Annotated in this window: 8 protein-coding genes and 4 pseudogenes; 9 read left to right on the top strand and 3 right to left on the bottom strand. The window is 70.2% G+C overall.

Annotation, left to right across the window (positions count from 1 at the left end; genetic code table 11):
* Positions 1–754 precede the first annotated feature (754 nt).
* Positions 755–1,315: a GNAT family protein gene (locus tag AB0950_RS39990; protein ID WP_366780770.1), complete on the top strand. Its 561-nt coding sequence runs from the start codon at positions 755–757 to the stop codon at positions 1,313–1,315.
* Between the two features lie 108 nt (positions 1,316–1,423).
* Here AB0950_RS39990 and AB0950_RS39985 read toward each other — a convergent pair whose 3' ends face one another.
* Positions 1,424–2,137, bottom strand: coding sequence for a PH domain-containing protein (locus tag AB0950_RS39985; RefSeq protein WP_360576101.1), 714 nt, complete (start codon positions 2,135–2,137; stop codon positions 1,424–1,426).
* A gap of 475 nt (positions 2,138–2,612) precedes the next feature.
* On the opposite strand from AB0950_RS39985, the gene AB0950_RS39980 reads away from it, so the two are divergent.
* Together AB0950_RS39980 and AB0950_RS39975 are read left to right on the top strand one after the other, a co-directional pair.
* Entirely contained in the window at positions 2,613–2,894 is a 282-nt protein-coding gene (locus tag AB0950_RS39980; RefSeq protein ID WP_360162151.1) for a hypothetical protein, read from the top strand.
* A gap of 1,077 nt (positions 2,895–3,971) precedes the next feature.
* Positions 3,972–4,724 carry an SDR family NAD(P)-dependent oxidoreductase gene (locus tag AB0950_RS39975; protein ID WP_366780769.1) on the top strand — a complete coding sequence of 251 codons (753 nt, stop codon included), beginning with the start codon at positions 3,972–3,974 and terminating at the stop codon, positions 4,722–4,724.
* A gap of 112 nt (positions 4,725–4,836) precedes the next feature.
* On the opposite strand, the gene AB0950_RS39970 is transcribed toward AB0950_RS39975, so the two are convergent.
* Together AB0950_RS39970 and AB0950_RS39965 are read right to left on the bottom strand one after the other, a co-directional pair.
* Positions 4,837–5,736, bottom strand: coding sequence for a LysR substrate-binding domain-containing protein (locus AB0950_RS39970; protein WP_366780768.1), 900 nt, complete (start codon positions 5,734–5,736; stop codon positions 4,837–4,839).
* Between the two features lie 623 nt (positions 5,737–6,359).
* Positions 6,360–6,800 (bottom strand): VOC family protein, encoded by a 441-nt coding sequence (locus tag AB0950_RS39965; protein ID WP_360576098.1) that lies wholly within the window; start codon positions 6,798–6,800, stop codon positions 6,360–6,362.
* Positions 6,801–7,172: 372 nt separating this feature from the next.
* On the opposite strand from AB0950_RS39965, the pseudogene AB0950_RS39960 reads away from it, so the two are divergent.
* From AB0950_RS39960 to AB0950_RS39935, 6 genes and pseudogenes are all read left to right on the top strand, one after another.
* Positions 7,173–7,340: pseudogene (locus AB0950_RS39960) on the top strand (carbohydrate ABC transporter substrate-binding protein); the annotation flags it as partial.
* Between the two features lie 24 nt (positions 7,341–7,364).
* Positions 7,365–7,557, top strand: a pseudogene (locus tag AB0950_RS39955) ((Fe-S)-binding protein); the annotation flags it as partial.
* A complete protein-coding gene (locus tag AB0950_RS39950) occupies positions 7,494–7,952 on the top strand; it encodes an NADH-ubiquinone oxidoreductase-F iron-sulfur binding region domain-containing protein (RefSeq protein ID WP_366780771.1) in 459 nt (152 codons plus the stop codon). The pseudogene AB0950_RS39955 and the gene AB0950_RS39950, both read left to right, overlap by 64 nt.
* 5 nt (positions 7,953–7,957) lie before the next feature.
* Entirely contained in the window at positions 7,958–8,203 is a 246-nt protein-coding gene (locus AB0950_RS39945; protein ID WP_360162143.1) for a ferredoxin, read from the top strand.
* A gap of 691 nt (positions 8,204–8,894) precedes the next feature.
* A pseudogene (locus AB0950_RS39940) lies at positions 8,895–9,721 on the top strand (IS256 family transposase); the annotation flags it as partial.
* A 164-nt stretch (positions 9,722–9,885) separates the two neighbouring features.
* A pseudogene (locus AB0950_RS39935) lies at positions 9,886–10,079 on the top strand (dihydrofolate reductase); the annotation flags it as partial.

The raw sequence follows: 10,079 nt of genomic DNA, 5'->3' as shown, positions 1-10,079 counted from the left end.
GGGTATTTGCGTGGTGCTGGCACTGCTCGTGGTTCTCCTTCGGGCCAGGATCATAAGCCTGGCTTCAGGGACTCCACGAATCCGGGGTCAGCTCAACCCTCTACCAGATCCTCGACGCCCTCCAAGACATCTTGAGGTGCTGGACCGGCATCTGCACTACCTGCCACCAACCCCTGCCCAGCAGCACACACACAGCACGAAGATCAAGACAGACCTAACGGAGTCCTACTAGCGTGCTCCCATGAACGATCACGGTGTTGCTCACGGTTTCACGTCGGTGGATACGCAGCCCCGGCCCGCTGAGATCACTTCGGCTGCCGCCATGCGGGGTGGCCCGGCAGGCACCTCACCGGCCCGGCGGCGAGCTGCACAGCTTCCGCATCGGCTGGCCGGTCGCACCGTGGCGTCCTGCGACGCGGGATGCCGGGCCAGGTCACAGCAAGCCGGGCTGCAGGCCGTCAGAGCAGCGGCGAGTAGACGTACGCGCCGCCGGCACTCCGCCCCGACGACGCCGTGGAGTCCGTCCTCGTAACGCCGTCCGCTGCCCGCGCAGCGTCTGGGTGCCGTCACGGCAACCGAAGCTGACCAGGAACTCACGAAAACTGCTCACACCGACATGGCCGCTCCCGCCTTGGCAGACCTCATCGCGCCCGCTCCTGCGTGCCCAGTTGATCTGGCTTCACCGGTATGACGGGGACTTCAGGCGGGGGCCGACTGGTCTGTGCACCGCGGCTTACTCGTGATCGAATAGGGGATGACTTCGTTCTGGACTGGTAAGCGGGTACGTCTGCGCGGTATCGAGCCTGAGGACTGGACAGCGTTCATGGGCTTCGCAGTCGATGAGGAGCGGTTGGGAGACCTGCTGCATCCGCCTCGGTCTGCCGAGGCGTTCCGCGTTTGGGCGAAAGAACAGGCCGTCCCCAAGTCCGACGGCGACTGCTTCAGCTTGGCCGTCGAAGCCTTGGACACGGGGCAGATCGTCGGGGCTGTCGGCTCGCACCACGCAGATCCGCGCGCGGGGCGATTCGAGTACGGCATCACGATGGGTGCTGGGCACCGACGCAAGGGTTACGCGGCAGAAGCCGTGGTAATCCTGCTGCGGTTCATGTTCGCGGAGCGGCGGTACCACAAGTGCGAAGCGCGGATCTTCGGGCACAACGCGGCATCGCTGGCACTTCATCGCCGACTCGGCTTCGCCGAGGAGGGGCGCCTGCGCGATCACGTGTTCTTCGCCGGCCGACACCATGATCTGGTCGTGATGGGCATTGTCGCTGACGAATTCACGCAGCTGCACTCGATGAGCGAACTTCAGTGAATGCTGTCAACACCGCCGCACGCGCCAGCGGAACCACCCGGTCGAAGTCGAGCCACATCACCCTGCATCGAGGGGCCACATCACACCGCTGCGCGCCCTCTGGGTGTTTCAGCGCGGCAGCCGCAGGGCGCGGGCGGCGCAGTACCGGGCGAGCAGGATCCCGAGCACGCCGAAGGCGGCCAGCGGCACGGCCAGGAGGAGCAGGGGGAGGTTCGCCGGTGTCCCGGAGACGTCCTCGGCGAGGGCGACGGCGAGCATGAGGACGAACACCACCACCGCCGCGACGCTCGCCCACTGCCATCCCTTGCGCTGTCCGGCCCGCCGCAGGATCCGGGCCTCGACCTCGGGCCGCTGCTCGCCGGGCATGCCGTACCACCGGGCCTGCGAGCGCAGGGCGGCGACCTCGGCGTAGGGGTCGTCGAGCTGCCACTCGTTGATGTGCGGCAGCAGGAAGCGGCGGCCCTCGGTGTCGTACAGGTAGGCCGGCCATCCGGGCTGGGTGCTCAGGGTGTGGCTGTCGGAGGGCTCGACGCGCAGGTCGTAGACGGCCGGCCAGGTCCAGGTGCGCGCCCGCAGGGGACCCTGCCGGGTGACTCCCGCAGCCGTCACCACGGTGCGCGCCCGCCACTGCGTCAGGGCGCCCCAGACGCCGACCGCGACGAGGAGCACCAGTGCGAGTGGCGCCCACCACAGTGGTACGTCGTGGCGGGTGCGGATGATCTGCAACACGGCGTTGCCCATGAGGACGAGGGAGAGCAGCGCGGCGCGTCGGGGCCGTCTGCGTCCTCTGCGGTACACCCGTGCCGAGCCGTCCTCGACCATGGAGGCCCCCTCCCCGGCGCACCGGACGGTGCGCGAACGAGGAGAGGCTAGACCTCGTGTCCGGGGACGTCACCAGGGGGGTCGGCCCGGCGAGGAGGCTTCAGGGGCGGTGTGCCGGGTAGCGCTGCTTGGGCTGGCGGGCCTGTGCTTGGGACACGCCGCTCGACGCTTCGGGCGTCTCAGTGGTGAAGCCCCGGCGCTGGCGGAGTCGCTGGCCGGCGCGGGCCGAAGCGGACCCGGCGGACGTGGACGGTAGCGCCCAGGACGGCTATGACGACGTCCGGAGCTCGCTGATCCCCGCGCCCCGCCTGCGTCCCGCGGGGCGGGACTCCCTGAGTGAGGGCCGTCCAGCTGATGCATGATCCGGACACCGACGACAGCCAGCTCACGCAGCAGCTGGCCGACTGGCTCTACCGACGCGCGCCAGGGACTCGAACTCGGATGGATCGCCGCAGCCGCCGCCGGGACGTGCCGCATGCGCGACCTTGCCGGCTACCCGCCTCGTTCCGTCCGCGCCCGCAGCCTTCAAATGGCCGGCGATCTGCACGAGGACACGGATCAGCTGCTCGTCAGCGCCGGGCAGCGAACGAGCGAACTCGTCGACCGGATGGAACACCCCTTTCGGCTCCGCGGCGAGCTCGTCGAGGACTGGCACGCCGCCGAAAACCTGGCCGCCGACGTCCCGCCCTACGAGAGGCGGCCGACTGGCTGCTCGACCAGATCGCCGTGCGGGACGCCGGCGCGCGACAACTGCTAGCCGTCCTGGAGCCGGACATCACCGACTACCAGCGCGACCTGCGCGCCGCCGGGCACGCCGGCGAGGCGGTTCCTCGGCTGGACGAGGAGCGGACCGTGCACCTGGCCCGGCCCGCGCCACGGTGCGCGCCTACACCGCCGCCGTCTACTCCGGGCGTGAGCAGGAGGTGCAGCAGATCCTCGACGCCTTCCCCATCCCCGCCCGCTTGAGTCCAGCGGCCCGGCCACTGCCTGGCGCCACAGCTCGGCCACTGCGCAGGAGGCGATCGACGTCCCGGCAGCGCAGCGCGCGGCGACCACCGCCGAGGAGGACGCCGACTACGTCGCTGACCCCGAACGGCTGCACGCCCGGACCTCCTGCCTGGCCGCGCGCGAAGCCCAGCTGCACCTCATGCACAGGCGCTGGAGGGACAGATCAGCTACGAGCTTCAGCAACCGCCTGGCGCCCACCGGCGCGCCACGTGAAGGCCCTCGCCCGCTGGTCCGACCAGCACGTGGACGTGATCCGTGCCGCCCGCGCGGACTACGACCGGCGAACGCACACCACGGCCTGACACCCGACACGGTCGAGTCCCCCTCCACAGCGTCGACCGGGCCACGATCAGCATGACCAGGGGACGCGTGGAGTCCTTCTACGGCGCGGCGGCCATCAGCTGCCCACGTCAGGGCGGGAATCACCCCAGTGGCCTCGGCCGGCTGGATCCGCCGAGGCCGTCACGCAAGGGACTCCATGACGGGCGAAGGCCAGGCAGACCCCGGGGGCTGCCAGGGCTGCCGCATGAACGGCCCTCGCGCCGGCCGGAGGTCATTCCACGAGCGGTCATAAGTCAGCCGTTACCTGCGCGAGGGCTTTGACCGGCGTCCTCGGCTGCGTGCGCGCCCAAGGGACGGTAGGAATGGCAGAGAAAACTTCCGCTCTGATAGCGGGTATCGGATCCGCCTATGGCCAGGCCGGAATCCCCGGAAGTCGCGGGCGCTTGGGACTCCTGTCACCTCACGGACGAGGCGACGGGGCGACGGAGCGCGGCCCACCGCGTCTCCGTTCGGCCCGCACTTTTCGATACGAAGGACGGCCCTCATGGGTTCTCTAGATCTGGCCGGGCGTGTGGCCCTGGTGACCGGAGCGACCAGTGGTATCGGCGCCGCGACCGCGGCGCTGCTCACCGAGCGCGGCGCGCACGTGCTGGTCGCGGGACGCGACACATCACGCGGCGAGACCGTCGTCGCCGCCGTCCGGGCGCGCGGCGGCAAGGCGGACTTCCTCGCCGCCGACCTGCGGGACGCAGCGTCGGCCCGACAGCTGGCGCAGAAGGCCGCCGAGCTGGGCGGCGGCCGCGTGGACATCCTGGTCAACAGCGCGGGAATCTTCCCGTTCGGTCCGACGGCGCAGGCGTCGCCCGACGACGTGGACGCCGTCTACGACCTGAACGTGAAGGCACCGTTCCACCTGGTGGCGCAGCTCGCCCCGGCGATGGCCGAACGCGGGCACGGCGCGATCGTCAACGTCAGCACCATGGTCGCCGAGTACGGCGTCGCGGGCATGGCGCTGTACGGCTCCAGCAAGGCGGCGGTGAACCTGCTGACCAAGGCGTGGGCCGCCGAGTTCGGCCCACGCGGGGTCCGGGTCAACGCCGTGGAGCCCGGTCCCACCCGTACCGAGGGCACAGCCGCGATGGGCGAGGCTCTCGACGCCCTCGCCGCGCAGGCCCCGGCCGGACGGCCCGCCGAGGCGCAGGAGATCGCCGAGGCGATCGCCTATCTGGTCAGTGACGCGGCAAGCTTCGTGCAGGGCGCGATCCTGCCGGTCGACGGCGGCCGTACGGCTGTCTGAGTCGCACCGACCCCCGCGGGGGCGTCGGCGGCTGTCCGCCCGGCGCCTCCTGCTCGTAGCACATCTGCGGGGGGACCTGGCCGCAGTCGCTTTCACTCTGAGAGGGCAGGGCTCAGCTGCTCACCGAGCGGTCGAGCGCGGCGATGAACCGGCCGAGGTCACGGCGGCGCGAGTCGGCCGGCCACACCGCCCAGGTGCGGCGGATCAGCGGATGCCCGACCAGCGGCGACCAGGTCACCTGGTCGGGCAGGGGCTGCTGCCAGCCGGGCGGAGCCAGCGCGAAGGCCCGCCCGGAGGCGACCGCCGCCAGCTTCACATCCGCGATCAGCGCCTGCCCCTGCGGAGGCTCCGGACCCAGGTCCAGGCCGTGCCCGCGCAGGACCGCGGTCAGCTCGTCGTACCAGGCGGGGCTGCCGGAGCGAGGGAATCCGACCCACTGCAGGCCGGCGAACGCGTCGAGCGGGATGCCGTCTGGTTCGGCGAGTTCGGCGGCCCGCCCCGCGGCCAGCAGCACACCCAGCTTCTCCCGTACGACGAGCAGCGCGTCGAACTGCGGACCCGACGGACGCTCCCGCAGGAAGCCGACGTCCAGCTCACCCGACCGCAGTGCCACCAACTGCTCCGCCGAGGACAGATGCCGCGCCTGCACACGCGTGTCCGGATGCGCCTCGGCCAGATCGGCCAGCGCCGGATCGAGCAGTCCTGCGGGCAATTCGAGCGGGATCCCGATCCGCAACGCCCCGCCACCCGGTCCGGTGTACCGCGCCATCACCCGCAGGGCCTGATCATGCCGGGCGAGCACTGCGCGCGCCTCCGTCATCAGGGCGGTACCCGCTTCGGTGGCCCGCACTCCGGTGCTGCCGCGCACCAGCAGCTTCACCCCCAGCTGTCGCTCGAGTCCGCTGACCGTCTGGGACAGCGCAGGCTGACTCAGATGCAGCCGCCGCGCAGCAGCGGACAGCCCGCCTTCCTCCACCACAGCCACGAACGCCCGCAGCTCCCGCAACTCCATGCCCTCATGCCACCACGCCGCCCGAAACCTGTCACGCTCGGCTCATCGTCACGATGCCTCGTACCGCCGTCGACGGTGGACCACTCGAGCACACGCGCCAGAAGCGGTGCTGGTCAATCACGGCATCGGCCTACTGCAGGCCGCGCGCGAACTGACCCGTCTACGGAAAGGAAGGCCGTGGACCTCTGGCGCATCGCACGTGGAGATGCCGTCCTCTGAGACTGGTGAGCTGCCGTCGATGAGCCGGGGCCACCGGCTCGCTCAGTGTTCGGGCCGCCCCGCCCTGGGCCCTCGGAGTCGCTCACGCGACGCGCTGCGTGCACCCTGGACCGGCCACCACGACCCGCATGCTGGCTGGCTACCGGGCGACTTTCAGCGCGGGCCCGCGCGCGGCCGGCGCGGCCCGCGGACGATCGCCTGATTCGCATCGAGCTCCAGTAATTAGATCGCTTGTTCGAATTCTGGGGCAAGTGGAGACACATCCAGCGGGGGGAGTGGCAGGTGAGTTGTCCTGTACCACTGAACTTTGAGCGCGTGCCGACGAAGTTTGGGTGGCGCGGGGGTTTGCTCGTCAAGGGTGGTGGCTGGAGGGCTTGCGGGTTCGCCAGACCCACCGCGAGCCTTCAGCTGAGCTGCTCGGCCAGTCCGACGATGATGCCCACGGGACCGCGGATGTAGCAGAGCCGGTAGCTGTCCTCGTACTGTGCCAGCTCGCCGACGAGTTCGGCGCCGTGAGTGCGCAGGCGGGCAACGGTGTCCTCGATGTCGTCGACGGCGAACATGACGCGGTGCGTGCCCAGAATGTTGTGCGGCCGGTTGCGCGGCCCGGCACTGATGGCCGCGGGGCTGCGGTACTTCGCCAGCTCGAGCCGGCTGTGACCGTCCGGGGTCCGGAGCATCGCGATGTCACAGCGGACGCCGTCGAGTCCGGTGCACTGGTCGGCGACGAGACCCTCGACCTCCGCCCTGCCCTCCAGCTCCATACCGAGTTCCACGAAGAACGCGATGGCGGCATCCAAGTCCTCGACGACGATGCCGACGTTGTCCATCCGCTGAATCGCCATGCTGGTTTCTCCTTCTTCCGCGTGCGGCCGGTGGTGGCCGCTGATGTCCCTGGGACGGAGCCGGTGGCACGTTCTCGACATCCTCCGCCACGAATCTCAGCAAGCGGACTGCACCACTCGAAGTTCGTTGGCACACGCTCAAGGTTCGGTGGCAGCACAGGACAAGTGGTGAGCAGCCGCTCTCGCGTCTCGACGCGCTGCACTTCGCGCGGCGCGGCGCGTCGTGGAGCAGCAGGCTGTCCGTCGAGCCCCAGTTGCTCCAGACCGCCAGCCTCGGCCGGGTGAGCCCCACGTGGTCACCCAACCAGCTCGCCCCGCCGCTCCGCCTCGGCGACCCAGCGGTCGATGAGCGCCATCCGGCGGACCTGGTGCAACAAGACCCTCATGGACAAGTGGGGCTACAAGGTCCCCAGCACCTGGGAGGACTACGAGGCCCTGGGCAAGCAGGTCGCCAAGGACCACCCCGGCTGCCTCGTCGGCTCCGTCGGCGACGCCAACTCACACGAGTCGTACTTCTGGTCCGGCCGGTGCCCGGCGTTCAGCGCTCGCCGGAGCGACCAAGGTGTGAATTCCCTCCGCGTCGCCCTCTTCCCCACCTGCGTCAACCACGCCGTCCACCCGGCCACAGCGATCGCCACGGTCACCGTCCTCGAACGGCTCGGCGTGCGAGGTGGATTTCCCCTTCGAGCAGACGTGCTGCGGCCAGCCGCAGTACAACACCGGCTACCGCCGGGAGACCGAGCCGCTGCTGCGCCGGGCCGACGACCTCGCCGACCAGGCCCGTTCGCTGGCCGGCCGGGTCCACTGGCCGCGGCAGCCAGGGTGCTCGGATACCTTGCGGCGCAGAGCGCACGGCAGTGCGGACCGTGCCGCCTCGGGCTGCCGGCGGTCGCGGAGGCCTTTGCGGACCTCGCCTGGGGCCGTCCCGACACGCAGGTGCTACGGCGGCTGGAGGGCCGCGTGGGACTGCTCGCCGGGCGCGGCGCCTGCCGGCACCCTGACGGCGCGTCACGCTTCGCGGCGACCGCTCTGCGGGTCTTCGCCGACGACGTACGCCACCACCTGAGCCTTGGGCCGTGCGCCGGGGCCGGGCAAGAGCCCGTGCTGCCAGTTCCGGAGACACCGGTGACCGATGAGCCGGAATGGAGGTGAACGGCATGGCCCCCAGCCCCTCCCTCGGGATCGACCGCATCGCATGCGACGGCTACGGCCTGTGCGCCGAACTCCTTCCCGAAGTCGTCGAGTTGGATGAGTGGGGCTATCCGATCGTGGGGTCGGCCCCTCTTACGGGTGAAGCCCTCGGGCACGCACGGCGCGCGGTGGCCGCGTGCCCGGCACTGGCACTGCGCCTGGACCGGGCACCCGAGCATGCCCCCGTCCGGCAGCCGCCCCAGCGGAGGTGAACGAGTTCTCAACCCCACGTCAGACATACTCCTGCCCGCTCCATTGTGCGGCGCGGAGAACTGGCGAGAGCACTGCCATCCGGGCCTCGACGGGCGGTTCACCAGGAGGGCGGACGCGTGACCATAGTCGGCGGCAGGACACCGGGGGACGGCACGTTCGAGCCGCCCGGCACTATGCGCGGGCGGGCCGGAAGGCAACGAGTGGCTGACCGCGGCGACGCAGGCGGCCCCAGGGCGGGGGACTTCCGACGGCCGCTGGGGTCGGCATCATTCGCGCTCCACGCGAGTACCCCGCCACGCACAGCCTGCACAGCGCTGCTGCGTGCTGCCGGGCAGGGCGCCCGAGCAGAGGGCAGGTGTGCGGGGGAAGTGCTGTCGCGATGCCTGCCTGGTGTTCTGTCGGTGTGCACCGGATGGGTGCGTGCGCTCACATGACGCTTCGCGTGTCCACGGGACCAGATGTTCCGTCAGGCGCCTCACGCCGCCGGTGGATTCACGCAGGGTGCCGTTGGCTGCTCAGGGCGGTCTCGGCGGCGCGATGGTGCCGAACACCTCAAGGATCTGATCGGCGGCGGTCATCTTGAGGACCAGCTGCAGAAGGACGGGGACGCGGGCCAGGGCTAGGGACTTTCGTTTGGATCACCGGGCGGACCAGAGGAAGATGCCGGCGATGTGGAGTCCGGCCAGGTGGATGGTTGCTGTCTCGGTCACTCGGCTGACGACGCAGGGGCAGGCCGACCGCGTCGCCTTCATGGACCGAGACCTGGCGGAGGTCGACTACGTGTACGTGTGGGCCGACGGCATCCACCTCAACGTCCGCTTGGAGGAGGCCAGAGCCTGCGTTCTGGTGCTCATCGAGGTCCGCGCGGACGGCTCCAAGGAGCTGGTCGCCCTCAAGGGCGGCTACCGCGAGTCGGGCGAGGGCTGACCTGCTGCGGGACTGCGCCCGCCGGGGCATGCGCGCCCCGGTGTTCGCGGTCGGGGACGGCGCGTTGGGCTTTTGGAGGGCGCTGGCCGAGGTGTTCCCCGAAACCCGTGAGCAGAGGCGCTGGGTTCACAAAACGGCCAACGTCCTCGACTCCATGCCGAAGGTCCGCGCAGCCGGGTGCGAAGAAGGCCCTGCAGGATGTCCACAACGCCGAGGACCGCGACCAGGCCGAGGCGACGATCAAGACGTTCGTCCAGCTCTACGGTGCGAAGTTGTCCAAGGCGGTCAAAAAGATCACCACCGACCGGGACCAGCTGCTGGCGTTCTAGGGCTTCCCGACCGAGCACTGGATCCACCTACGTACCACGAGCCCCATTGAGTCGACCTTCTCCACCGTCCGGCTGCGGACCAAGGTCACCCGCGGCGCCGGCTCCCGCACCGCCGCCCTGGCCATGGTCTTCAAACTCGTCGAGTCCGCCCAGAAGCGGTGGCGGGCCGTGAACGCACACCACCTCGTCGCCTTGGTCCGTGCCGGAGCCCGCTTCGGGCGCGGCCGCCTCGTCGAACGCTCCGAGAGCCACGTGGCCTGAAGGACCGCAATTGATCCACGGGTCATGACTTCTGCCCCCTCAGCCTGGCAGCAGGCCGGCGCATCGGACCGATGAGTTGGCCGGTTGCCTGAAGTCCTTCCTTGTGACAAGCCCGCACCGTCGGCGGATCAGGAAACGCCGGATCCCGGTGTCATGGCGGAGAGATGGAGTTCAGGGTGAACAATCCGATTCGGCTGTACATGTCGATGTCGCTCGACGGCTGTATCGCCGGCCCGGACGATCGGCCAGGGCAGGAGCTCGGGCGCGACGGCGGACGGCTCTTCAACTGGCTCGACGACCGGGAGTCCGACGGTCCGAGCGGCCAGGTCTACCGCGAAGCGCTGGCGACCGGCGCGGT

The sequence above is a fragment of the Streptomyces sp. NPDC007189 genome, from assembly GCF_040703635.1.
Lineage (GTDB): Bacteria > Actinomycetota > Actinomycetes > Streptomycetales > Streptomycetaceae > Streptomyces.
The sequence above is the reverse complement of the archived record's forward strand: the minus strand, read 5'-3'. Positions and strand labels throughout refer to the sequence as shown.